Here is a 24,544-nt window from a genome sequence, read left to right on the forward strand (position 1 = left end):
ATTAGCTTTAATATCTGTTCTTTACCATCCTACAATTTGTTCTCTATCAAGTAAGTACGTGATTTTTATTTTTCATAATTTTTTGTCAAAAAACATCATATTAGGCAAATTTTCGTATAAATTACTCTTCTAAGTAAGTTGAGTAATTTAAAGGAAAGAAATGACGCTTAAACAACTAAAAGCTTTTTTAGCCCTTGCACGTACACTCAACTATGCCAATGCTTCTTTAGAGTTACATTTAAGCCAATCAGCTTTAAGTCTCACCATCAAAAGTTTAGAAGAAGAGTTAGGCGGTAAACTGTTTAACCGTAATACACGCCGTGTTGAGCTTACCCAAGAAGGCAAATCCCTCATTCCGTATGCAAAAAAATTACTCGCCAATTGGGATGAAATGGAAAATGATGTCAAACAACGCTTTAAGCTTAATCGGGGAACTTTAAGTATTGCATCTATGCCCTTTGTGACTCACGCAATTTTGCCTGAAGTAATTCACCAGTTTTTAGCTGTTCACCCTAATCTTAATTTTTCAATTCACGATATTCCAAATGAGACCATTATAGAAAAAGTTCAGGATGGTATTTTTGAGCTTGGTATTTGTTTTGAACCAGATCTCACCGAAGGTTTAGAGTTTAACCCCCTATTTGAAGAAGATTTCTTGGCTCTATTGCCAAAGACTCATCCACTTGCTCAATCATCTTCTATTACATGGCATGAGCTTTGTTCAAACCCATTTGTGACCTTACAGAAACCTTCAATTGTTCGATATTTAGTAGAGCAAAATTGTTTGCGAAATAATATAACGCTCGATTTAAAAGTTGAATGTCATCAAATTTCATCACTCTCAAGTTTTGTGGCTTACGGTATTGGAGTAAGTGCAATTCCAAGACATTTTGCCAAACACATTGATAAGGAACATAACGTACTGATAGATTTAAAAGATGAAGCCATTCATAAAACAGTAGGAATTGTTTATAAAAAGAACTTTGAAATTTCAAATATTTCTGCTCAATTTATTGAAGCACTGGTTCAATATAAATTTTAAAAAATTAAAGACTGTCTTTTAAGATGAATTAAGCACACGTTTAAGATAAATTTATTAATTATTATATTTTTCAGTATATTGCAATCAGTTTTTAACATTTTTTGCTCAGTGTAAAACTGTTATTTTGTTGAGAGTTTGATACCATTCATTGATTATACTTATTAATCCTTTAAAAAAATTAACTTCTATAACGCAAAATGTGATGCTAAAACTAAATTACTAAGGGATATAGGAAAACAACAGAATGAATAAAGTTTATGCCAATGCAGAGGCAGCACTGAAAGATGTTATTGCAGATAATCAAACACTTGCTGTAGGCGGTTTTGGTTTATGCGGAATTCCTGAAAAACTGATTATTGCAGTTAAGCAAAGTGGCGTGACTGGTCTCACATGTATTTCTAATAATGCAGGTGTAGATGATTTTGGTTTAGGTATTTTGCTTCAAACCAAACAGATCAAAAAAATGATCTCTTCTTATGTTGGTGAAAATAAAGAATTTGAGCGCCAGTATTTAAATGGTGAACTAGAAGTTGAACTAACCCCACAAGGTACTTTAGCTGAAAAGTTACGTGCAGGAGGCGCTGGAATTCCTGCGTTTTACACACAAACTGGCGTACGGACACTCATTGCCGAAGGTAAAGAAGAACGTACTTTTCATGGCAAGAACTACATTCTAGAAGAGTCGTTAACAGCAGATGTGGCTCTTGTTAAAGCATATAAGGCAGACAAGGCAGGTAATTTAGTTTTTCGTAAAACTGCTCAGAATTTTAACCCTGAATGTGCAATGGCAGGAAAAATTACAATTGCGGAAGTTGAACAGGTGGTTGAAATTGGTGAATTGGATCCGGATGAAATTCATTTACCAGGTATATATGTGAACCGCATTGTATTAAATGCATCACCTGAAAAACGCATTGAGCATAAAACTTTAAGCACGGAGGCAGTATAAAATGGCTTGGTCACGTAATGAAATGGCACAACGTGCTGCAAAAGAACTTGAAGATGGTTTTTATGTCAATTTAGGTATTGGCTTACCTACCCTTGTTGCCAATTATATTCCTGAAAATATTAATGTTTGGCTTCAATCTGAAAATGGCCTCTTAGGTATTGGTGAGTTTCCAACCGAAGAAACTGTTGATGCCGATTTAATTAACGCCGGGAAACAAACGGTTACTGCCCGCCCTGGTGCAGCATTTTTCTCAAGCTCAGAATCTTTTGCCATGATTCGTGGTGGCCATGTCAACATTGCAATTTTAGGTGCAATGGAAGTTTCTGAAAAAGGTGACTTAGCGAACTGGATGATTCCGGGTAAGAAAGTCAAAGGTATGGGCGGTGCAATGGACTTGGTTGTTGGTGTCCAAAAAGTTGTGGTTCTAATGGAACACTGTGCAAAAGACGGTACACCAAAAATCGTGAAAAGCTGTAGTTTGCCTTTAACAGGTAAAGGTGTTGTTCATCGCGTGATTACAGACTTAGGTGTAATGGATATTACGCCACAAGGTGTAGAGCTCATTGAACTAGCTAAAGACGTAACGCTCGAACAAATTCAAGCTGCTACAGGTGTTGAGTTTTATAAAACCTTAGTTGCGTAAATTCTAAGATTTAGTTAGCTGTACAAGACTCAAGTTAGTAAGTGAGCTTGGGTCTTAACCCTTTTAAGCACCGGATGTGCTGTTTATAAATAAGAACGAGAAGGATTTTTCAGTTATGGAAAAACAGCAAGGAATTTTTGAAAGATTTGCGCTTCGGATTAGTGACTGGTCTGAAAAATGGTTTCCTGATTCATATATTTTTGCTCTGCTTGGCGTCATTATTGTCTCTGTCGCTGCTTTAGCTATTGGCGCCCCAATCCACGATGTGGCCACTTCATTTGGTAATGGCTTCTGGAGTCTTATTCCCTTTACCCTGCAAATGACGATGCTCATTATTGTAGGTTATGTCGTTTCTGTATCTAAGCCCGTTAAATACCTCATTCAAAAAATGGCACGTATTCCAAATTCTGGACGTGGTGCTATTGTCTTAGTTGCAACTGTAAGCTTATTAATTTCTCTGGTGAATTGGGCTGTTAGTACAATTCTTACTGCACTTTTAGTGATTGCATTAGCGAAACGTAAAGAGCTGAATATGGATTATCGTGCTGCTGCGGCAGCCGCAATCATTGGTATGGGAGCAACTTGGGCGCTTGGAATTAGTTCATCAGCAGCACAGCTTCAGGCAAATAAAGCCAGTTTACCTGAATCAATTTATAACCTAACTGGTGTTATTCCATTTACCGAAACTATTTTCCTTTGGCAATCAATTGCGATGACGATTATTTTGGTGATTGTTTCAATCGCTATTGCATATTGGTCAGCGCCCAAAGGCAATAACGTTAAAACAATTGATAGTTTTGATGTGCAGTTTGAAGAAGACAAACCACATGAGGAGAAATCAACACGCCCAGGCGACTGGTTAGAAAACTCACCTATTTTAACGATTATTGTGGTGGCTTTAGGCTTAATCTGGATGTTTTTTGAATTTTCAAAAAGTAATCCCATCATTGCCATTTCAAGTTTAAACACATACAACTTTGTATTTTTAATGCTTGGTCTAGCGTTGCATGGCACACCACGAAACTTTTTAAATGCTGTTGCAAAGGCAGTTCCAGCCGTATCAGGAATTTTAATTCAGTTTCCACTTTACGGAAGTATTGCATTTATTATGACGCAAGCTTTAAACAGTCAGGATTTATCACTATCACATTACGTTGCCGAGTTTTTCGTTTCAATCGCATCAAAAGAAACCTTTGCGATTGTAATGGGAGTTTACTCTGCGGTACTTGGATTCTTTGTACCGTCAGGTGGTGGAAAATGGATTATTGAAGCCCCATATGTTATGCAAGCAGCAAATGATTTGAAGGTTCATTTAGGCTGGTCTGTACAAATCTATAATGCAGCCGAAGCTTTACCAAACTTAATCAATCCATTCTTTATGCTTCCAATGTTAGGCATTTTAAAACTAAAAGCAAAAGATGTGATTGGTTTTACAGTGACTCAGCTCGTTGTGCATTTTCCTTTAGTTTTATTCTTGCTGTGGTTCTTTGGTAGAACGCTCAGCTATACCCCTCCAACTTTTTAATTTAGTGGCGCCTTTAGTTTAGGCTAAAGGCAAATTTAGCAAATACACCAATAAGAGATATTAAGATGAGTTCAATTGTTATAGTTTCAGGTAGCCGTACTGCAATGGGTGGTTTTCAGGGTAGTTTATCTTCTCTAACTGCTCCAGAACTTGGCGCTGCTGTCATCCGTGAATCGATCCAACGTGCAGGTGTTAAGCCTGAACAAGTAGATGATGTAATTTTTGGTTGTGTACTCAGTGCAGGTATTGGTCAAGGTCCTGCTCGTCAAGCCATGCGTAAAGCTGGTGTGCCTGATCATGTCGGAGCTGTGACCATTAATAAACTTTGTGGCTCTGCAATGAAAGCGGTGTTAATGGCATCAGATACCTTAAAAGCAGGCAGTGCCAATATTATTGTGGCTGGCGGGATGGAATCTATGACAAATGCACCTTATATTTTGCCTAAAGCTCGCGGTGGGTATCGTATGGGACACGGTGAAATTAAGGACCATATGTTTTTAGATGGCCTTGAAGATGCAGAAACAGGTCGTTTAATGGGTTCTTTTGCGCAAGACATGGCAAACACCAAAGGCTTTACCCGTGAGCAAATGGATGACTTTGCAATTTCTTCACTTAAAAAAGCGCAAACTGCGATTACGGAAGGTTATTTCAAAGAAGAGATTGTTCCTGTTGAAGTAAAAACCCGCAAAGGTGTTGAAGTTGTTGATCAAGATGAGCAACCATTAAAAGCAAATCTTGAGAAAATTCCAACTTTACGCCCTGCTTTTAGCAAGGACGGTACAATTACAGCCGCTAACTCAAGCTCGATTTCTGATGGTGCTGCTGCATTAGTACTAACTACTGAAGAATATGCTCAAAGCCATGGGTTAAATACCTTAGCAAAAATTGTGGCAACTTCGACGCACTCTCAGCATCCAAGCGAATTCACAATTGCTCCAATTAGTGCAATTCAGAAAGTACTTGAGCGTGCTGGTTGGTCTGTTGATGAAGTAGATGCTTGGGAAATTAATGAGGCTTTTGCAATGGTGGCAATGGCACCAATTCATGAGCTAGGTATTGATGAAGCTAAAGTAAACATCCATGGTGGTGCATGTGCATTAGGCCATCCAATTGGCGCTACAGGTTCAAGAATTATCCTTTCTCTTATTTATGCATTAAAACGCTTAGGTAAAAAGAAAGGCGTTGCGGCTCTATGTATTGGTGGTGGTGAAGCAACAGCCGTTGCGATTGAAATTTAATTCAAAATTAAAAGAAGATGTAAGGATTTTTCTTACATCTTCTTTTTTATAAGTAAAATTCCTAAACTGTTTTAAATAGCTCATAACAAGTTTGACGGAACCATTTATGGCTACTCTTATGGTGACAAGACATATGCCAATGTTGCTTAACGTCATAAGTTGGAAAATCAAGCGGTGCAGGTAAAATTTGTAAGTTCTCTCTAACCAATAAAACTTGGCTTAAATAATATGGAACAGTGGCAATCGCATCTGTTTCCTGAACGACTAGACCTACACCTAAGTAACTTGGTAAGCGAATTAAAATATTTCGATCCAACCCTTTATTTTGTAGTTCATTTTTAATGTGATAATGCCCAATACCTGCATCAATATCGATATGATATTCACGCATGTAATCCTCTAAAGTAAAATTATTTGGGTCTAAACGCGGATGGCTTTTCGAGCTAATCACAACATAGTGTTGACGGAAAAACTTCTGCTGATAAAAACCTTCTTCTAATTGTGGCAAGAAACCTATCGCCAAATCAATTTCACCATTTGCCATTTGATAGCTGGTTTCTGGCGTAATCGGTCTAATATTTAAACGGATAAGAGGTGCTTTTTCTTTTAAATAGTTGGTTAACTGAGGCAGTAAAACTAAATGTGACACATCAGTCATTGCAATCGTAAACAGCTGGTCTGATGTCAATGGATCAAAGTTCACATTAAAGTTATTAATACTTTCAACTTTATCAATAACTTCACTAATCAGAGGAAAAATCTGCTTTGCCAGTTCGGTCGGAATCATTTCATTGCCGACTCGAATAAACAAAGGATCATTAAAATGTTGACGAATTTTGTTTAGACCGTTACTTACACTCGGCTGTGTTAAACCAATAGCATGTGCGGCCATTGAAACACTTTTGAACCGATAAATATGATAAAAAATATTTAATAATCTACTGTCTAGATCAAACAAAATTGTCTCCGCTTGGACTTAATAATCCATTGAAATAAGTTCAAAAGCAGATATAAATGATAGAAACATTCCTCTACCCTACTTTTGACTTATTGAATTTTACTCTAAATTAGCAAAGAATTCAGATGAGGGGCAATGCTTTATCATGCCTTTCATCCTAAAGCCCCCAAGCATAATCTACTTATTTGCTTAATTTATATATAAATATCGTGTACTTCACCCTTTGAATGAGTATGCGTTATAGTTCTTGCTGGGCTTTAAAACCATTCCATATTTGTTGTACCGATTTATTATCACTCAAATTATTTTTGAAAATATAAATATCTTGAGCAAGGCAATATTCTTGCTGATCTAAAATAACCAATTTCCCAGCTGCAAGGTCTTCTTCAACATTAATTTTCGGAATCCAAGCAACCCCTAGACCTTGTAAAACAAGCTCTTTTAAATTGGTGGCATTATCAGTTTCATATAACGTTTTATATACGAGCTTACCTTCAATAAGTTGGTCCACTAATTTTCTTAAGTATGCGTGTTTACTATACGCTAGTAGAGCAAAGTTACTTTGTATTGTATGTTTTGGGCTATGGTCGGGTTCAGTTGCAGAAACCGGTACAATGACCGTTTCAGCAATTTTAATACCACTTAAAATATCATCTCCAACTTTTCTAATATTGCTTTTATCTGCATAGCAAATCATGAAATCACAGGCTCCTTCTTTTAACAAAGATAGGCCTTCTCCACTATTCGTTGCGACAATTTCAATTTTTAAATCACGAATAAGTGTAGGAAATTTCTTTAAAAATGTTGTTAAAAAACCTGAAGCTAATGAGTGAACCACACAGAAACGAATGGTAGATTCAGTCTCATTTTTAATATTTTTAATGAGTTTTGCGGTTTCCTCTACCTGTTTTTCAATATTCTTAGACATCACTAATAAAATTCGGCCAATATCTGTAAATTCGATGTTGTTTTTATTGTTCCTAATAATGACTTCAGCACCAATCATTTCTTCAATTTGTTGAATTCTTCGAGTAAATGCAGACTGACTAATAAATCTTTTCTCGGCTGCTTTTGAAATCGAACGTTCACGTTCTAATGTGAGGAGATCCTCTACCCAACGGACTTCTAAATTCATCTTATCTATTCCCTTTTAGATTTGTAATTTTATTAATTGATATTTTTGGGAAGAAGCATAAATAAATTTAGGGATGAGAAAGAATGATAAAACATAGGGAGTACCTGCAAAAATGCGAGAAGTGAAAGGACAAAGCCAATCTATAAAATTAAGTATTTAATAATTCTGACATAGAAAAGAAGATAAGAAAATAATAGGTTTTGTTTTCACGAGACAAGAGATGAACATAAGTACAGTTCAGCTAAAAAAATTATTTAAATCAATCAATAAAAACCCATCATAAAATTAAATAAGTGATCTTAACAAGATAACTTTTAGAAATAAGCACGAAATTCTATTCGTACATTTTAATGATAAAAAAAGTCCGCACCTTGGGGAAGAATGCGGACTGTAAACTGTTTCAATAACCAATCTCTAGGTTATTGATTGAATTTTAAGAATCTTAAATTAATACACTATTCCACTATAAAAAGTATCTAAAAAATCTAGTTTTAGACTCTTTCTCACTTCATCTAATCATCAAAAAAAGAATTATTATTTACTCTTACTATGATTTGGTAAGGTAATAATTGATAAGTAAATGATTACCTTACCTCATTTCAGGATTTAAGCAGTATTAATAATTAATTGTATTTCATACAATATTTAAGGTAAGTATAAATTAATAAGATAATCCCGACTATTATACTAAAGTATCTATAGACTGACAGGGAGTGCATTAATTCATCAGTAAGAGCGATAATTCATCCACATAATGATCTATAGAAAATGAACTAATATTCACCAATTAAGTAGTATAACTTTCTTGAAATTTCAACCATCATGTTTGAGGTATATTGGCTGATTTCAAATATCTGTTTTTTCTGTGGGTTAAATACCATATTGTCTTTTTCATCACTAAAAAAAACATAAGTTGTGTATTTATCCATGTGATGAATATGCTCTTTCAAGCTTAGTTTTTCACCAGAGTTAGGGTCATATGCAATAAACTTCATTCTCATGCATTTGTCTCTTTACAGCGCTGACATCTTAATAAAATTTCAGTCAGAAGATTATTTAATAGACAATAATCTTCATTACCTCAATTACTTATACGATGCAGTAGGGATATTTTGTTTTGCTTTTTGAATAGATAACTCAGCATTCTTAATCGATTGCTCAGCTTCTTTAAGCATGTGTGAACTTTTGGTTTCAGTTTTTTCTTCATTTCCTATAAGGAGATAGCAAGTAAAACTTCCCAATATTAGTAAGGCACCAATTACTTTTAACATAAACTTAATAAATCAAAATTTTCTGTATTATAAGTATTTTTATGTGAAATGCATCACAATTTTATTAAAATTTATTAAACAAAACTCATTATTTCTTTATATAAATTAATTTTCACATGAAAATTCAAATAATTTAATGACGTTCCTAAATAAAAATCATTATTTAGTTCGCTTCAAATTTTTTAATTTACTTAATTCTTGTTGAGCAACTCACTCTAAAGAAATTATACAAATATTTGAATATTTTAAATTTTATAAAATATATAGCTTCCAAGACTCATCAAATATTCCATATTCATTTTAGTGTAATTCAATTTTTGATATGCAAAAAATGCATAATTACTTTAATAAATGCATTAGAAGTGAAGCATTTCGAATTCTAAGATGAATCATCTTTAATGAATCGAAGTTTAATGATGAACGCAGATATTACTACCCGTATTGAGAAGGATCTTATTGGTCATAGAGAAATCAACAATGATCATTATTACGGAGTTCAAACATTACGTGCTTTAGAAAATTTCAACTTAACAAATAGCAAAGTTGGAAATTTCCCTAACTTAATTAAAGCATTAGCTATGGTTAAGCTTGCCTGTGCTGAAGCAAACTATAATCTTAAAAACTTAGATCAAACTAAATTTGAAGCGATCGAATATAGCTGTAATCAGCTTATTCGTGGAAACTTCCATGACCAGTTCCCAATCGACATGATGCAAGGCGGTGCTGGTACTTCAACCAATATGAATGCAAATGAAGTATTGGCAAACGTTGCTTTAGAATATATGGGACATTCTAAAGGTCAATATCAGTACTTACATCCAAATAACGACATTAACATGTCACAGTCAACAAATGACGTATACCCTACTGCAATCCGTTTAGGTTTGTTACTTAGCCTAGATGAGTTAAATCTTCCATTTAACAATTTGATTCTTAGCTTCCTAAATAAGTCTCAAGAGTTTGCACACATTTTAAAAATGGGACGTACTCAGTTACAAGATGCTGTGCCTATGACATTAGGTCAAGAGTTTGGTGCTTTTGCGGTAACTCTACAAAAAGACCTTGAGCAAATTAATACGCTTATTCCAAATGTTTTAGCTTATATGAACCTTGGCGGTACAGCGATTGGTACAGGAATTACCACTGAATATAGTTACCGTGAACTCGCGATTCAAGCGCTTGGAAAAATTTCTGGTAAGAAAATTAAGTCAGCTCCAGATCTAATCGAAGCAACTTCAGACATGGGTGACTTTGTTCTTTTATCTGGTTTATTAAAACGTACTGCAACTAAACTTTCAAAAATTGCCAATGACTTGCGTTTACTTTCAAGTGGTCCACGCACTGGCATTAATGAAATTAACTTAGAAGCACGTCAACCGGGTAGCTCGATTATGCCGGGTAAAGTAAACCCAGTTATTCCAGAAGCAATGAACCTTGCTTGCTTCCAGATTATTGCAAATGATTTGGCTGTAACTTTAGCTGCTGAAGCGGGCCAATTACAGTTAAATGCAATGGAACCACTTATTGCATTCAAACTATTTGAATCGATGGACTTACTTGGTAAAGCAATGGCAATGTTCCAAAGTAAATGTATTGATACGATTACGGCCAACCCTGAGCACTGTAAAGCTTTAGTTGAAAACTCAATTGGTATTGTGACTGCACTTAACCCATACCTAGGTTATGAAACTACAACTCGTATTGCTAAAACAGCAAATGAAACTGGGCAAAGTGTATTGGCTCTAGTTCAGAATGAAGGTTTATTATCAGCACAAGTGCTTGATGATATCTTGTCGATTAATAATATGGTTAAACCAAAAATGTCGGCTTAATTCCTGAAATAAAAAAGGAGCTTTTAAAGCTCCTTTTTTATTTGTCCTGTAACTTTTAAAAGCTAAAAGTTGTAGAAAATTGAGCTGTGCGAGGATTACCTAAGAACAGATAGTCATCCCCCATAAATGCCCCTACATCACGCCAATATTTCTTGTTAAATAAGTTATCAATATTGAATCTAAAAGTTGTGTCATGCCCAGCAAAATTTGTTTTATAGGCAGCACCAATATTAAAGACACTATATCCGCCTACTTTTGCAGTTCCCTCTTTGTTTGCATATTTACTGCTACTATATTGCATACCACTGAGTAATCTTAATCCTTCAACTGACGGTACTTTATAAGATAACTGTGCAGTTGCGCGTACCTTTGGTACATTTTGAGTTTGATGACCTTTGTAGCTATCAGTATCAATATCAACAAGACGAGATTTGGTAAAGGTAATGCCAGAGCTTACATCAAGTGTATCGGTTAAGGCGCCTGTTAAACCTAACTCAATACCTTGATTGTGTTGTTCGCCTTGCTCAACAAAATCAAAAGTTCCATCTACATTCATTTGGCTATATTGATTGTCTTGTTTTAAATCAAAAATAGCTGCTGTTAATAAGAAGTTGCGTAATTGTTGCTTAACACCAAGTTCATATTGTTCAGAATTTTTCGGTGATAGAACTTCTAGAGCATTATTAGCAAACCAAGGAGCTTCGCCACCATCTGATAAACCTTTAGCATATGAAGCATAAAGATTAGTCGTAGCAGTTGGACTATACATGAGTGCTAATTGTGGCAAAAACTTATTTAAATCGGTATCTCGGCTTTGCTGCCCATCTGAATTATAAGCTTGCTCATCAAGGTGAATAAGTTTTCCACCAAGTAGAGTTGACCATTGATCATTAAATTGAACTCGGTCAGAGATTATAAATGCAGTCTGATTACTCTCTAAAGCTTTATAATAGTTTCTCAAATCAACCTGAGCAGGTGCATAATCCTTTGTTTCCTCATAAATATTACCTGTTCCAATAGGGTCAAGCTCCATCGAGTTGGAATTGTAGCGCTTCAATGTTTTATAAGAGTGTTGTATTTCAAAAGCAATTTGATGCTGAATATTGGCAGTATTGAACTGACCATTTAACCCAGCAGCAAACTGATTAGTTATACGTGTGTCATCTGGACTACGGAAATCGTAAATACCATAATTACCATGTTTATCAAAAGTATTGCCCAAGCCAGTAACCTCACAAATGCTGCTATAACATCCCCATGGGAAAGCACTATTGTCATCAATCACAACACGGCTTTGTGATGCAGTTAAGCTACCATTCCATTGATCATTAAAAGCGTATTGATATTTCAAGCTCGCATTTACACTATTATTTACAACAGGTTTGCTCCAAGACTGGTAACCCAATAAACGGTCTTGATCTACATTTGTTGGTACTTCTTGCCCATCAAGCAGTTGATAACCTGGTACTGAACGTTGACTTTGATGCTGCGCTTCAATATCAAACAATAATTTAGAACGCTCATTAATTTTCCAGTCTAAAGCAACTGAACCAAACTCACGCTTACCATTTGCGTGATCAACATTTGGATGAATACTTTCATATGCTAGATTGATTCGATAACCGAAATTATCATTAATAAAGCCGCCGACATCCGTTGCCAGTGTATAGCCGCCTTCTGAATTTGCATCGACCGTAATATTTTTAACATCGGCAGGGCTTTTGGTTACATAGTTAACAACACCACCTGGCGTCGACATACCACTTTGAATTGCAGAAATGCCTTTTAAGATTTCAACTTGTTCTTTATTTTCTAAAGCTACATTTTGTTCGCCGCGTATGGTATGACCATTAATGAGATAACTTGAACCTAAATCGAGTGCAAAACCCCGTGCTACAAAGTTTGGATAGTAGCCAATAGCAGCGTAGCCATCGCCTAAGGATGAATCATTTTTAATAACATCGGTGAGTGTTTTTGCGTGTTGATCTGCTATGCGTTCAGATGTAATGGTAGTAATAGATGCAGGAACTTTTTTTACTTCACCAGTTTGAAAGCCAGATAAATTAACTTTTTTTGATGTGTATAGTGCATCAATATTTTGTGTAGCGTTCACAGTAATGGTTGGGAGCTGCGAAACCTCCACTTCATTTGCATAAACGACAGATGTTATGAGTGCAATAGATGAAGCCAATGCTGTTTTAGAGCATGTCATGAAGTGAAGATTTAACGAACGTCTTTCCATTGAATAGTTACCTGCTATTGCGAGCATAATTTATAAGGCTAAAAATGGTTATCTACCCTGTTTTCAGCCACGCAAGAATACAGGCACACATATTGAGAAACAACACATTCTGTATTTTTTCGATTAAGTGAATTTGGTCCGAATTTTTGAACTTATCATTATATAAATTTTATTTATTTACTTGAGAATTGAGACTATAACTTTTTAAGTATTATCAAATATTCAAAATACACTTAAGCTCAAAATGGAACCTAAAAAGGAGAAACAGAATAGAAAAAATACTGGTATTAAATTAGCTCAATGATTTTAAATATAATTCATTATCAAATTGAGCGTAAGGAAATGTTCGATCATTGGTTAAAATATCTTTAAATCGAACAAAAGGACGTAATCTCACTAGAAACGAATTTTAAAATTAGAAAAAATGAATGGTTAGGAATTTTAAGGACGTGCTCAGGGTTGAGTAACTTTTACTGTTTCATTCTCTTTTCTGTTTAGCATACCTAAAAAATTCCTAGTTTTTGTCTACAAAACGATGGATGTAATATGACATATACTCAGGAAGAAAAACGTAGCCGGATACGTGGGATTGTAGGCGCAGCCTCTGGTAATTTAGTCGAATGGTTTGATTTTTATATTTATGCAGTATTTGCTGCTTACTTTACTCAAGCTTTAACCGCGCCAGATATGGATAGCACAACTAAATCTATCTATGTTTGGGGGGTATTTGCCGCAAGCTTCTTTATGCGTCCGATTGGAAGCTGGCTATTTGGTCGTATTGCAGATCGACATGGCCGAAAGAAGTCGATGATCATATCAATTTGTCTTATGGCTTTAAGCTCATTTTTATTTGCAGCTTTGCCTACTTATGATCAAGTCGGTTTATTTGCCCCTTTTCTGTTACTGCTTGTTCGTTTACTTCAAGGCTTATCAGTGGGTGGTGAATATGGCGCCGTTGCCACTTATATGAGTGAATTAGGCTTAAAAGGTCAGCGTGGTTTTTACTCGTCTTTCCAATATGTCACCCTCTCTGGTGGTCAATTGCTTGCAAGCTTACTGGGCGTTATTTTGTTGACGTTCTTAAGTGAACAACAATTACATGATGGCGGCTGGCGTATTCCGTTTGTTATTGGTGGTATCGCAGCAATTTTATCTTTGCTTGCACGTAGTCGTTTAGAAGAAACGCTTTCTCATCAAAACAGCGAACGAAAAGAGTCTGGCAGCTTAAGAGAACTCTTTAAAAAACACTGGAAAACCTTTTTATTGGTGGTTGGATACACTTCTGCCGGTTCATTAACGTTTTATGTAGAGACCGTTTATTCAAAAACCTATTTAACCAACTTAGGGATGGATGGAAAAACCGTTGGTTATATCATGACCTTTGCCCTATTTGTCTATATGTGTGCTCAACCTGTATTTGGTGCAATTTCAGACCGTATTGGGCGACGCTCTTCAATGTTGGCATTTAGCTTATTGTCCGCCATTTTTATTTATCCCGTCATGGTGATCGGGATGCGTGCCTATATAGATTCTCCGATCATCATCACCTTGCTACTCATCTTTATGATGATGTTACTCAGCTTCTATACTTCTATTAGTGGTTTGGTAAAAGCTGAAATGTTCCCACCTCATGTGCGAGCTTTAGGTGTAGGTTTCTCTTATGCAGTAGGTAATGCACTGTTTGGTGGTTCTGCGCCTTCGGTTGCCTTACAGTTCAAAGCTGCCGGAATTGAAAATACCTTCTTTATATATGTGATTGTCATGCTGGTTATCTGTTTCTTATGTAGCCTTGCGCTTCCGAAAAAACCAGATTATTTAGAACATGATCATTAATTAAATAAGATGCCTTCTGTCCCAAGCAGAAGGCATCTTTTAGCTCTTAGCAAATTCTTTTAAAAAAGCCCACGGAAAAATCCCTTTGTCATGCCCATCACTAAAGCAAATTTGGGCACCATAACCTTGATCAAACATAGCTGTCACTTCAACATTTTGATACTCTATTTTAATTTGTTTAATCCGCTTCGCTCGACAAAAGCCACATGGGCAAATTTCCCTTAAACTTTGATGACTCAGACATACGCTTGAGCCATCGGTCCATATAAAGTGAACCTGCTTATTTATAGTGTCGACACGGATATCAGGTCTGGTTTGCATACTTCACCTCACCAATTTGATTTAATCCAATACGAATCGCTTTTCGTACTTCAGGATCTGGATCATTTTGATGTTGTTCCAATAGCTTCTGAGCTTCTGCTGTACCAATTTCACCGAGTGCTAAAGCGACTTCTTTACGCAAGTTACTAATTTCATGCTTAAAGTTATCAGTCAAATGAGCAACTGCCAGATGTGATTTAAGTAGTCCCAAGCTCCGTACTGCTGCAATACGTACTTGCCAATACAAGTCTGATACAGCATGAATTAAAGGAGCCTCGAGCTGAACAATACGTAATTTTCCAATCGTAAGAGCAGCTTCCACTCTTAGTTGCCAACTTTCCGAAGTTAAAGAGTGTTGAAGTGCTTGGATGACCTCTGCGGATATACTCTGACTATAAGCCAAACCACCTGTTGCAATACGGCGGACCTCATCATCTGTATCTGTTTCGGCAATTTTTGCCAATATCGTAATTGCTTGGTCTTGTTGTAACCAACTTAATGCACTGACTGCCTCACGGCGTACAAATGCATCTTCGTGGTGCACCAAAGCAGATATCTCTTCAAATAATTGCTGTGGTCGTAAAGGTTTTAAAGCACGCAGAATTGCACCAAGAGCAAAAGTATCCGTATGCTTTAAATACGGTGCCAGTATCTGGGCCGATGCCGCATTTTTGACTTCACTTAAACTCTGGCTGGCAGCTTGTCTCACATTCAGATCAACATCAAATAAGGCTTGCGCCAATACTTGCAAACTGGTTGGATCTTCCCAGCTTTCTAGTTTTTTTGCCGCTTCTTCACGAACTAAAGCTGAAGAATCATATTGCAATGCTGCATGCAACCAAGGGAGTAAATCCGGATTTTCTTCATCACCAATATTCATTAAAGCAACAAAGCGAATCCTTTCATCTGCATGATTGAGCTGTGCGAGAAATTCCTGATTATATTCATCGAGGTCATCTAAAGCTTGATAATAAAAACTCATTCGTATTCCTTAATTTGTGATTTCTTTCCAAGCCCTAATGGATTTAAACGTCTTAACTCTTCTTGTTGAGTGGCTTCTTTTAAAGTCTGGATGCAATGCTTCTTAATGGCTGTAAATTCACTATTTGTTACAAGCTCAACATCTCGTGGACGTTCAAACTTAAGTGGAATTTCTTCAATAATTCGTCCTGGGCGATGGCTCATAATCAACACTCGATCGGCTAAAAAAAGTGCCTCATCAATATCGTGGGTAATAAATAAAACCGACGTTTGGATTTCTTGCCAAATTTCGAGTAATAGCATTTGCATTTTTAAACGAGTTTGAGCATCTAAGGCACCAAAAGGCTCATCCATTAATAAAATACGAGGTTGATTAATCAGTACTCTCGCAATTTCAACCCGTTGCTGCATGCCACCAGAAAGTTCGGCTGGAAATTTATGTTCAAAACCTTTAAGTCCGACCAGATCAATCATTTTCTGAGCTTGTTCAATACGCTTTTGCTTAGCAATGCCCTTCATTTTTAAACCAAAAGCAATATTTTCAAGCACGCTTTTCCATGGAAATAAGGTATGTTGCTGGAACACCAAACCTCTATCTGGATGCGGTTCAAATATCGATTCATCATCGACCGTTAAAGACCCAGAACTAATTAGTAAGTGCCCTGCCAAAGCACCTAATAATGTTGATTTACCGCAACCCGATGGGCCAAGTAAACAAATAAATTCACCCGGTTGTATTTCGAAATTAATCCGATCTAGTGCCTGAAAACGATTTTTAGCTTGCCCTAAATGTAGCGATAGATTTTGAATACGAACATGGCCTTGTGTAATTGACATTTTAAGACTTCCTCAATTGATACCATGGAGTAAATCGGTTTCCAATCACACGCACCAATGTACTGCTAAACATACCTAACGCTCCTATTAGCACCATGCCAACCACGATATTGCTATAGTTTTGCAAGGTGAAAGATTCCCACGTGAAGTATCCAATTCCGTGTTGTCCAGAAATCATTTCGGCAGTCACTAAACAGAACCAACAGGTACCCATTCCAATAGATAAACCAGTAATAATGTTCGGTAATGCACCTGGAATAATGACTTCATGAATGATGGCAAGATCAGAAGCGCCTAGACTTTTTGCAGATGCAACGAATCTTGGGTCAACTGCACCAACACCATGTACGGTGTTTAATAAAATTGGAAATAAAGCCCCAATAAACGTAATAAAAATCATGGAAGCTTCTGATGAGGGAAAAATCAGAATTGCTAAAGGAATCCATGCAACTGCTGGAATTGGACGTAATACTTCTAATGGTGGCATTAGAAATGCAGCCAGTTTTTGGTAACGTCCTGCCAACAAACCAATACCTACACCAATTAGAGCCGCAAGCACAAAACCAATCACTACACGAAACACACTAGATTCAACATGTTCAAATGCAGCGCTGAGTTGAAAAAAAGCCCAAAGCGCATGGATGACATCTAAAGGTGTCGGGACATTGCTAAAGTTCACAAAGCCTAAATTTATTTTAAACTGAGCAAGTCCTTGCCAAATTGCTATCCAAAAAGCTAGAGATGTGAAAGCAATGACATAGCTTTTCAAACGCGCTGGATATGATCTCAACTGCCGAAAAAATTTAATCAAAAATGTAATTTGGTTATTAGGTTTTGTCTGGGCTAAACTACTCATTTGTTACCTCCTGCTCATTAGGTAAGACAACACATCAGCTCTGTGTTACAAGCTGAATAGCTTTAAAGTCATATACTTTTCCGCCCTGTTGTTTAGCCCATTTTTCAGCATCATCTTTTAATAAAAAGGCTTGAATTTGTCCTGCTTTGTCTGTGGCATACCATGCCAAATTAGCAAGTAACTTAATGTCGGACTGATGATCTTGGCTATAAACCACACGTACCGTTTTTCCATTGGCTTGTATTTTCTTTAAATCAGAAAAAGCATGCTCAGGCGTTTCATAGCTACGAACTTTTTCTTCACCCTTTACCCAAATTTGAGTTACCCGATCAAATGTTTTGATGGGTTGGCCCGTTAATGCATCATTGGCAACCAAAGGTGATTTTGCATAGTCAGCAAATTGCTGGCTGTAATTAAGTCCAGATGCCTGAAATGCATCCTTAATATATTGATCATCAATAAATTTATTTACATCAAGCGTACCGTCGTTTTTGCCTAAAACTTTTAAGGTGTCTATCGCAATTTGAGTCGCTTTTCGATATTCGGGTTTCCAAGTTAAGTCACGAGTCTGCAGACCTAAAGGGCCATGAAATAGATAAACAACTTCGGCAGGAATACCGGTTTTTTCAGCAATCAGCTCACTATATTTTTCTGGTTGTTCCCGAATTAGACGATTCGCTTCAATGGTTGCCTGTAAATAAGCCTTTATAACTTCTGGATGCTGCTGTGCATAATCCTTGCGCGCAAGCGAACCATGAAATGTGGGTGATTTTGCTTGTGAACCATCATAGATTTTTTTGGCAAAACCTTGGTAAGCAAACAACTCGCCAAATGGTACGAAGTCAGCATGCGCAGCAATCTTATGACTTTTTAAGGCAGGCCCTGCTACTTCTGGCGCCTGAGCAATCACTTTAATATCTTTATCAAGTTGCCAGCCTTTTGCCTGAATCGCTCGTAGCAACAGTCCATGAGCAGTTGAGGCAAAAGGTACAGAAATGGTTTGTCCTTTTAGTTCTTTAAGCGATGTTACTTTTGAGTCAATTGGAACAACAATCGCATTACCGCTACCATTAATACTGCCTGACAAAGGGGCTAAAAATATGCTTTCTTTGCCAGCTTTTTTAAATGCCGCTAAATTATTCACAGCAGGAAAGTCAGCCATTGCTCCCAAATCTAGACGCCCCGCTACCATCTCACTGGTAAGTGGTGCACCAGAGGTAAAGTTTTTCCATTGAATGACATATTTAACGTGTTTGTATTTACCATCTTTAGGCAAATATTTTGGTAATAAATTCAATTCACGAATCAGCAACCCACCTGTTGCACAATTAATGGTCGTGTCTTGTGTACCAATCGCTACACGCACAGTTTCTGTTTTACTACCGCACCCCAAAGTGCCAAGTACAATGGCACCAATTAAGCTACTGAGTAATAGTTTTTTATTGATTAATTTATTTTGTCTCATGTTGCGTATTCCAAATTAATTATTTGAGTAGGTATGGGATATTTACTTTGACTGCATCTGTTGGACAGTCCTTTTCACAAGGCATGCAATACCAGCATTCATCAAATTGCATATAAGCTTTTTGGGTTGTTGGATCGATTGCTAATAAGTCCATTGGACAAACATCTACACAGACAGTACATCCTTTATCAGCAATACATTTATCTTCATCGATAATGACGGGTGCGACAGTACGGTGCTGTACTTCTTTAAAAATAAAAGCCATGATTTGAGTTCCTGATTTATTTAGTCTGCTAGAGCAACATCTTTTTGAATGCGTAAACGGTCATACGACACAGCTTCATCTTGATTAATCGGAACTACATAAGGCTCGATTGGCTTTTTGAAACTGACCATGTTGCCGTGTTCATCTTTTTTCAAATGCGCGTGACAGAACCAATCCGAGTTATTCTTTTGAGGGAAATCTGCTCTATAGTGGTACAGTCCCCAACGGCTTTCTTCTCTAAACAGTGAAGCTCTTGCTGCCATTTCCGCGCAATCTCGAATAAAAGAAACTTCAGCAGCACGCATCAGCTCATGGGGATTTCTTGCAGAAATTTGCTTAATATCTTGTTTAATTTCTTCAAAACGCTTGAGCCCAATTTCCATTTTTTGGCGAGTTTTAGGGGGCTGCAAATAGTCATTTACAAAACGGCGCAGCTTATATTCCACTTGTTCTGGAGGTAAACCTTCTGAGCAATCTAGTGGCGCAAATATTCGAGCTTTTTCTGCTTCTATTTCGCTTTGGTTTAATTCGCTATCTTCGACTGCATTCACATATTGCGCGGAATTTACACCTGCAAACCATCCGTAGGTAAATGCACCAAGCATATAGTTATGAGGTACAGCCGCCATATCACCAGCACTGTATAATCCCTTAACTGAAGTCTCAGCTTTTTCATTAACCCATACGCCAGAAGCGCTGTGTCCACTACAGAAACCAATTTCTGAAATATGCATTTCCACCATATCTTGACGATAATTGGTTCCTCGGCCCTCGTGGAAACGTCCACGGCTTGGGCGCTCATTGGTATGTAGAATCTCTTCAATGGTTTGAATGGTTTCTTCGGCCAGATGATCTACTTTTAAATAAACAGGGCCATTACCACTTTCCAGTTCTTGGTAAAACTCCCACATCATTTGACCACTCCAGTAGTCACATTCAATGAAACGTTCACCTTTACTATTAGCCGTATAACCTCCTAAAGGTCCGGTCACATATGCACAAGCCGGACCGTTATAGTCTTTAATCAGTGGATTAATCTGGAAGCATTCTAAATTGGCTAGTTCAGCACCGGCATGGTATGCCATTGCATAGCCGTCACCTGCATTGGTTGGATTTTCATAAGTACCCATTAAATAGCCGGAAGCTGGCAAACCTAAACGCCCTGCGGCACCACAACATAAAATGGCAGCTTTCGTTTTAATGACATAAAAATCACCACTACGACAGTCAAAACCGAGTACACCATTGATTGCACCTTGCTCATTTTTTAAAAGCTTTGTGGTGACAATCCGATTATTAATTTTGACTTGAGCACGCTTTAATTGACGATATAAAACTTTTTTAACATCATGCCCTTCGGGCATTGGTAAAACATATGCCCCCATGTGATGTACTTTTTTTACTGCAAATTCACCTGTCTCATCTTTTTCAAACTTAATGCCCCATTGATCGAGCTGTTGAATGGTTTTGAAACTATGCTTTGCATATGCATATACAGTGGTTTGATTAACTACCCCATCATTAGCAATCGTAATTTCTTTGGTGTATTGCTCAGGTGTCGCATATCCCGGAATAACAGCATTATTCAGCCCATCCATTCCCATTGAAATCGCCCCACTACGTTTTACATTCGCTTTTTCAATGAGCAAGACTTTTAAATTCGGGTTTTCTTGTTTTGCTTTAATCGCAGCCATTGGTCCGGCAGTTCCACCACCAATCACCACAATATCAAACTCAAGATATTTAGTTTCCATTATAAAATCCTTATTTTTATTTGAGTTATTAACGATGAATACGTAAACGGTACTGGAAGGTATCGCCCGAGAAATAGAGATATTCATAGTCAATCGGTTGACCATTTGCATCGTGAGTCAAACGTTCGACCCGTAATACCGGAGTTCCGATTTCGACTTGCAACAAGGCCGCTAATTCTTCATCCGCTACAGTGGCATCAATACTTAAATCTGCATGCCCTAAAGGAATGCCACATTCTTGTTCTAATGCTTTGAAAATATCGGTTGTGCGTAAATCAATCGCTTTTTCTTTAAGTTTCAAACCAATATGTTCTGGCAAATAAGTCAACTCATACGATACTGGCTGACGGTTGAGTAAACGAACACGTTGAATTTCATACACATTGGCTTTAACAGGTAACTTTAATTTCGGTACTACATGCATCGGGACCTGCTTAAGCTCGGCCGAGATGACGCGGTTTAAAATTTCGTGACCAGCAGATGACATTGCTTCTGCAAAACCTTGCAAACTTGAAATGTTCTGGAACGTTTTTGGCTTGCTTACAAAGGTCCCTTTACCTGGCACCTTAAAAATATAGCCTTCCAACTGTAATTGGTTGAGCGCTTGACGAACTGTAATTCGGCTTACACCGAACTGTTCAGCAAACTCGTTTTCAGATGGAATTTGACTCAACACGGCATATTCGCCATTTACAATTTTGTTAAGGATGAGTTCCCTTAACTGATCGTAAAGAGGCTTATGATTTTTAGGATCTTGGGGTAGCTGGCTCACGGCTCACAACCTGTTATAACAACTTGAGCAAATAATGTTTAAAATATTTCAGCTTTGGAAATAATTTAAAGCGATAACTTTAGTTAAAAAAATAATTTCAATGAATATCAATAAATTAATTAATAGCTATCTATAAAAGTTAAATGGTTATCATAAAAAATACATTTGTGTTTGTTATGCTATAAAACATACTCCGTTGTGCCATAAACGTAAAAATTACTATTATTTTTTAGGGGATAATATGCAACAAAAACAATTAAATACCCCTGATGATTCAGTGGAACAAGTCACCTTCTGGCAAGCCTTCTTGTTTTGGCTCAAGCTTGGTTTTATTAGCTTTGGGGGGCCAGCTGGACAAATCGCTGTGATGCATCAGGAATTGGTTGAACAAAAGCGCTGGATATCAGAAAAAAGATTTTTACATGCACTGAACTACTGCATGTTGTTACCTGGACCTGAAGCACAGCAGTTAGCAACCTACATTGGTTGGCTCATGCACAGAACTGCGGGAGGTTTAGTTGCCGGTATTTTATTTGTATTACCCTCTTTATTTATTTTAATTGGGCTGTCTTGGATTTATATAAAATTTGGAGACGTTCCGGTTATTGCGGGTATTTTTTACGGGATAAAGCCTGCTGTTACCGCAATTGTCTTTCATGCAACGTACCGTATAGGTAGCCGTTCGCTTAAAAATAGATTTTTATGGTTCGTCGCAATTGCGGCGTTCTTTGCCATCTTTGTCTTAAAACTTCCTTTCCCGCTTATTGTTTTATCAGCAGGCATTGCAGGTTATTTAGTTAGTAAAAAGTACCCTGAGCTACTTTCCTCAACTGCTGGTCATAAAGTTAGTCAAAAAGATTATGGCCCAGCATTTATTGATGATGAGACTCCGACACCAGAACACGCTAAATTCCACTGGTCACGGTTAGCCAGACTTATTTTTATAGCAATCATTTTATGGTTATTACCCATTTTAGCTTTAGGCGTATATTTTGGATGGCATCACTCTTATACCCAAATGGCATGGTTCTTCACTAAAGCTGCGCTGCTTACGTTTGGGGGCGCTTACGCAGTTTTACCTTATGTCTATCAGGGAGCTGTCAATCATTTTGCATGGCTTTCACCTACACAAATGATTGATGGACTGGCTTTGGGTGAAACTACCCCCGGTCCACTGATTATGGTCGTTGCCTTTGTGGGTTTTTTAGGAGGGGTCAATCATTCATTACTTGGGTCCGAGCATCTATTTTTTGCTGGTGCACTCGGTGCTGTCATTGTGACTTGGTTTACTTTTCTCTTTTCATTTGTCTTTATTTTTGCGGGTGCACCCATCATTGAATCTACCCATAACGAAATTAAATTTACTGCGCCCCTCACTGCAATTACCGCGGCTGTGGTCGGTGTAATTTTAAATCTCGCACTATTTTTTAGTTATCACGTGCTATGGCCACAAGGTTTTTCAGGGCATTTTGATATTGTCGCAGCCCTCATTACTGTTGCTGCATTTATTGCTTTATTCCGATTTAACATTAATGTGCTGTATGTCATTTTTACTTCGGCACTAATTGGTTTAGGGTTTTATCTTTTATAGAAATTAGTCATGAGTTCTTTAACGTAACTGTGAAGGACTCATGCCATAAAACTGTTTAAAACGATGGCTTAAATGACTTGCTGAACTAAAACCACATACTAGGGCAATATCTTGCAAAGAAAGCTGAGATGACTGAATGAGTCCTTTTGCCTTAGTTAAACGTCTTTGCATGACATACTGGTGAGGTGCCATATTCATGGACTGTTTAAACATATGTGCAAAATGGTATTCGCTTAAATTCACAACATTTGCCAAATCAGACAAAGTGAGAGCCTGATCTAGATGATCTTCAATCCATTCCTGAATATATTTGAGCTTATGAGGTGCCAACCCGCCTTTAATAATAGGCTGTTGCCATTGAACACTGCTGTATCTTCGAATTAAATGATTTAGCAATAAACTTGCTGTTGTGCTCATTTGCAAATGATTTGAAGAATCTTGCCAATCGCAATCTAGCAAGAAGAACTGATAAAGTGCTCGAATCCGTTCATCGTCATTAAAGACAACTTCGTTTAACTCAATTTGATTAGGTTCTTTGTCCCATATTTTTTCAGCAACATCACGTAAATGTTGGTCGGTATAATACAAGTGAACAAATTTAAGCCCACCTCGTATATCCCAAGTCGACTCTTGATGCTCAGGCAACAAACAAAAACGCCCTGGCCCGCCACCATTTTTCCAGCCTGCAGGTGTTTTTTGATAACTTTCATAACCATCTTGGATATAGAGACTCAAAGTATGGTGGTCGCTACAGACACTTACACGATCTTGCTGATTAGACCAAAATGCAAGTTGCATATTTTCATCAAGCACCACAGTTTCGTGAAGCTTGGCTTTAGATTGCTGTAGCTGTTCTAAAGTTTGATAGGCCATGCAAAATTAAAACAAATATCATTGAGCTTAAGTTAACCATATTCAGTAAAATTCAGCTAGTTCAGACATATAAAAAACGCAAGATCTTGCATGTACTACACAAGAATATATACGTGAAAAATGAAGCATTCCTAGATACTTAAGCTTGGTAATCGAGGATG

At 37.2% G+C, this 24,544-nt stretch carries 22 protein-coding genes; 8 read left to right on the forward strand and 14 right to left on the reverse strand.

Annotation, left to right across the window (positions count from 1 at the left end; all coding sequences use genetic code 11):
- Window positions 1–160: 160 nt before the first annotated feature.
- The 5 genes from J678_RS09755 (at window position 161) to J678_RS09775 (ending at window position 5,397) form a co-directional block, all read left to right on the forward strand.
- Window positions 161–1,042, forward strand: a complete 882-nt coding sequence (locus J678_RS09755; RefSeq protein ID WP_017392777.1) for a LysR family transcriptional regulator — start codon at window positions 161–163, stop codon at window positions 1,040–1,042.
- 244 nt (window positions 1,043–1,286) lie between these two features.
- On the forward strand, window positions 1,287–1,991 hold the full coding sequence (locus tag J678_RS09760; protein WP_017392778.1) for a CoA transferase subunit A: 705 nt from the start codon (window positions 1,287–1,289) through the stop codon (window positions 1,989–1,991).
- 1 nt (window position 1,992) lies between these two features.
- Window positions 1,993–2,634, forward strand: a complete 642-nt coding sequence (locus J678_RS09765) for a 3-oxoacid CoA-transferase subunit B (RefSeq protein WP_004887295.1) — start codon at window positions 1,993–1,995, stop codon at window positions 2,632–2,634.
- 115 nt (window positions 2,635–2,749) lie between these two features.
- A complete protein-coding gene (locus J678_RS09770) occupies window positions 2,750–4,159 on the forward strand; it encodes a short-chain fatty acid transporter (protein WP_017392779.1) in 1,410 nt (469 codons plus the stop codon).
- A gap of 65 nt (window positions 4,160–4,224) precedes the next feature.
- Window positions 4,225–5,397 (forward strand): thiolase family protein, encoded by a 1,173-nt coding sequence (locus tag J678_RS09775; protein ID WP_017392780.1) that lies wholly within the window; start codon window positions 4,225–4,227, stop codon window positions 5,395–5,397.
- A gap of 61 nt (window positions 5,398–5,458) precedes the next feature.
- On the opposite strand, the gene J678_RS09780 is transcribed toward J678_RS09775, so the two are convergent.
- From J678_RS09780 to J678_RS09795, 4 genes are all read right to left on the reverse strand, one after another.
- Window positions 5,459–6,355 carry a LysR family transcriptional regulator gene (locus J678_RS09780; RefSeq protein ID WP_031944623.1) on the reverse strand — a complete coding sequence of 299 codons (897 nt, stop codon included), beginning with the start codon at window positions 6,353–6,355 and terminating at the stop codon, window positions 5,459–5,461.
- A 238-nt stretch (window positions 6,356–6,593) separates the two neighbouring features.
- Complete coding sequence (locus tag J678_RS09785) at window positions 6,594–7,490, reverse strand: LysR substrate-binding domain-containing protein (RefSeq protein ID WP_002050172.1); 897 nt, start codon at window positions 7,488–7,490, stop codon at window positions 6,594–6,596.
- Window positions 7,491–8,263: 773 nt separating this feature from the next.
- Window positions 8,264–8,485, reverse strand: coding sequence for a hypothetical protein (locus tag J678_RS09790; RefSeq protein WP_000668585.1), 222 nt, complete (start codon window positions 8,483–8,485; stop codon window positions 8,264–8,266).
- A gap of 90 nt (window positions 8,486–8,575) precedes the next feature.
- Window positions 8,576–8,761, reverse strand: coding sequence for a hypothetical protein (locus tag J678_RS09795; RefSeq protein WP_004708863.1), 186 nt, complete (start codon window positions 8,759–8,761; stop codon window positions 8,576–8,578).
- A 413-nt stretch (window positions 8,762–9,174) separates the two neighbouring features.
- Here J678_RS09795 and J678_RS09800 point away from each other — a divergent pair, with 413 nt between their 5' ends.
- Window positions 9,175–10,593, forward strand: a complete 1,419-nt coding sequence (locus J678_RS09800) for an aspartate ammonia-lyase (protein ID WP_002047389.1) — start codon at window positions 9,175–9,177, stop codon at window positions 10,591–10,593.
- Window positions 10,594–10,648: 55 nt separating this feature from the next.
- Here the strand turns inward: J678_RS09800 and J678_RS09805 are convergent, their stop codons facing one another.
- On the reverse strand, window positions 10,649–12,862 hold the full coding sequence (locus J678_RS09805) for a TonB-dependent siderophore receptor (protein WP_032027286.1): 2,214 nt from the start codon (window positions 12,860–12,862) through the stop codon (window positions 10,649–10,651).
- 519 nt (window positions 12,863–13,381) lie between these two features.
- Here J678_RS09805 and J678_RS09810 point away from each other — a divergent pair.
- Window positions 13,382–14,668, forward strand: coding sequence for an MFS transporter (locus tag J678_RS09810; protein WP_000222736.1), 1,287 nt, complete (start codon window positions 13,382–13,384; stop codon window positions 14,666–14,668).
- A 39-nt stretch (window positions 14,669–14,707) separates the two neighbouring features.
- Here J678_RS09810 and J678_RS09815 read toward each other — a convergent pair whose 3' ends face one another.
- From J678_RS09815 to J678_RS09850, 8 genes are read right to left on the reverse strand one after another with little or no spacing between them, the layout of a single operon-like run.
- Window positions 14,708–14,989: a gamma-butyrobetaine hydroxylase-like domain-containing protein gene (locus J678_RS09815; RefSeq protein ID WP_017392783.1), complete on the reverse strand. Its 282-nt coding sequence runs from the start codon at window positions 14,987–14,989 to the stop codon at window positions 14,708–14,710.
- Entirely contained in the window at window positions 14,973–15,971 is a 999-nt protein-coding gene (locus tag J678_RS09820; RefSeq protein WP_017392784.1) for a HEAT repeat domain-containing protein, read from the reverse strand. Before J678_RS09820 ends, J678_RS09815 begins: the two co-directional genes overlap by 17 nt.
- The gene (locus J678_RS09825) at window positions 15,968–16,807 is read right to left on the reverse strand and encodes an ABC transporter ATP-binding protein (RefSeq protein WP_017392785.1); all 840 of its coding nucleotides are present in this window, start codon (window positions 16,805–16,807) and stop codon (window positions 15,968–15,970) included. The genes J678_RS09820 and J678_RS09825 overlap by 4 nt, the downstream gene beginning before the upstream one ends.
- 1 nt (window position 16,808) lies before the next feature.
- The gene (locus J678_RS09830) at window positions 16,809–17,663 is read right to left on the reverse strand and encodes an ABC transporter permease (RefSeq protein WP_017392786.1); all 855 of its coding nucleotides are present in this window, start codon (window positions 17,661–17,663) and stop codon (window positions 16,809–16,811) included.
- Window positions 17,664–17,697: 34 nt separating this feature from the next.
- Window positions 17,698–19,128 carry an ABC transporter substrate-binding protein gene (locus J678_RS09835; RefSeq protein WP_017392787.1) on the reverse strand — a complete coding sequence of 477 codons (1,431 nt, stop codon included), beginning with the start codon at window positions 19,126–19,128 and terminating at the stop codon, window positions 17,698–17,700.
- Between the two features lie 19 nt (window positions 19,129–19,147).
- Window positions 19,148–19,393: a 4Fe-4S dicluster domain-containing protein gene (locus J678_RS09840; protein WP_000864074.1), complete on the reverse strand. Its 246-nt coding sequence runs from the start codon at window positions 19,391–19,393 to the stop codon at window positions 19,148–19,150.
- Window positions 19,394–19,413: 20 nt separating this feature from the next.
- The gene (locus J678_RS09845; protein ID WP_017392788.1) at window positions 19,414–21,147 is read right to left on the reverse strand and encodes a fumarate reductase/succinate dehydrogenase flavoprotein subunit; all 1,734 of its coding nucleotides are present in this window, start codon (window positions 21,145–21,147) and stop codon (window positions 19,414–19,416) included.
- 28 nt (window positions 21,148–21,175) lie between these two features.
- Window positions 21,176–21,919 carry a GntR family transcriptional regulator gene (locus J678_RS09850; protein WP_017392789.1) on the reverse strand — a complete coding sequence of 248 codons (744 nt, stop codon included), beginning with the start codon at window positions 21,917–21,919 and terminating at the stop codon, window positions 21,176–21,178.
- A gap of 241 nt (window positions 21,920–22,160) precedes the next feature.
- Here J678_RS09850 and chrA point away from each other — a divergent pair, with 241 nt between their 5' ends.
- Window positions 22,161–23,510, forward strand: coding sequence for a chromate efflux transporter (chrA, locus tag J678_RS09855; RefSeq protein WP_017392790.1), 1,350 nt, complete (start codon window positions 22,161–22,163; stop codon window positions 23,508–23,510).
- An 18-nt stretch (window positions 23,511–23,528) separates the two neighbouring features.
- Here the strand turns inward: chrA and J678_RS09860 are convergent, their stop codons facing one another.
- Window positions 23,529–24,383: a helix-turn-helix domain-containing protein gene (locus J678_RS09860; protein WP_002050074.1), complete on the reverse strand. Its 855-nt coding sequence runs from the start codon at window positions 24,381–24,383 to the stop codon at window positions 23,529–23,531.
- Window positions 24,384–24,544: the final 161 nt, after the last annotated feature.

It is taken from the genome of Acinetobacter sp. 1424608 (assembly GCF_000588255.1).
Classification (GTDB): domain Bacteria; phylum Pseudomonadota; class Gammaproteobacteria; order Pseudomonadales; family Moraxellaceae; genus Acinetobacter; species Acinetobacter nosocomialis.

Bases quoted from the DNA above. Each gene is read 5' to 3' on its own strand.
- J678_RS09795 (WP_004708863.1), bottom strand. From the start codon at position 8,761: ATGTTAAAAGTAATTGGTGCCTTACTAATATTGGGAAGTTTTACTTGC.
- J678_RS09810 (WP_000222736.1), top strand. From the start codon at position 13,382: ATGACATATACTCAGGAAGAAAAACGTAGCCGGATACGTGGGATTGTA.
- J678_RS09820 (WP_017392784.1), bottom strand. From the start codon at position 15,971: ATGAGTTTTTATTATCAAGCTTTAGATGACCTCGATGAATATAATCAG.
- J678_RS09800 (WP_002047389.1), top strand. From the start codon at position 9,175: ATGATGAACGCAGATATTACTACCCGTATTGAGAAGGATCTTATTGGT.
- J678_RS09760 (WP_017392778.1), top strand. From the start codon at position 1,287: ATGAATAAAGTTTATGCCAATGCAGAGGCAGCACTGAAAGATGTTATT.
- J678_RS09835 (WP_017392787.1), bottom strand. From the start codon at position 19,128: ATGAGACAAAATAAATTAATCAATAAAAAACTATTACTCAGTAGCTTA.
- chrA (WP_017392790.1), top strand. From the start codon at position 22,161: ATGCAACAAAAACAATTAAATACCCCTGATGATTCAGTGGAACAAGTC.
- J678_RS09805 (WP_032027286.1), bottom strand. From the start codon at position 12,862: ATGCTCGCAATAGCAGGTAACTATTCAATGGAAAGACGTTCGTTAAAT.
- J678_RS09815 (WP_017392783.1), bottom strand. From the start codon at position 14,989: ATGCAAACCAGACCTGATATCCGTGTCGACACTATAAATAAGCAGGTT.
- J678_RS09770 (WP_017392779.1), top strand. From the start codon at position 2,750: ATGGAAAAACAGCAAGGAATTTTTGAAAGATTTGCGCTTCGGATTAGT.
- J678_RS09840 (WP_000864074.1), bottom strand. From the start codon at position 19,393: ATGGCTTTTATTTTTAAAGAAGTACAGCACCGTACTGTCGCACCCGTC.
- J678_RS09755 (WP_017392777.1), top strand. From the start codon at position 161: ATGACGCTTAAACAACTAAAAGCTTTTTTAGCCCTTGCACGTACACTC.
- J678_RS09830 (WP_017392786.1), bottom strand. From the start codon at position 17,663: ATGAGTAGTTTAGCCCAGACAAAACCTAATAACCAAATTACATTTTTG.
- J678_RS09775 (WP_017392780.1), top strand. From the start codon at position 4,225: ATGAGTTCAATTGTTATAGTTTCAGGTAGCCGTACTGCAATGGGTGGT.
- J678_RS09825 (WP_017392785.1), bottom strand. From the start codon at position 16,807: ATGTCAATTACACAAGGCCATGTTCGTATTCAAAATCTATCGCTACAT.
- J678_RS09765 (WP_004887295.1), top strand. From the start codon at position 1,993: ATGGCTTGGTCACGTAATGAAATGGCACAACGTGCTGCAAAAGAACTT.
- J678_RS09860 (WP_002050074.1), bottom strand. From the start codon at position 24,383: ATGGCCTATCAAACTTTAGAACAGCTACAGCAATCTAAAGCCAAGCTT.
- J678_RS09790 (WP_000668585.1), bottom strand. From the start codon at position 8,485: ATGAAGTTTATTGCATATGACCCTAACTCTGGTGAAAAACTAAGCTTG.
- J678_RS09785 (WP_002050172.1), bottom strand. From the start codon at position 7,490: ATGAATTTAGAAGTCCGTTGGGTAGAGGATCTCCTCACATTAGAACGT.
- J678_RS09845 (WP_017392788.1), bottom strand. From the start codon at position 21,147: ATGGAAACTAAATATCTTGAGTTTGATATTGTGGTGATTGGTGGTGGA.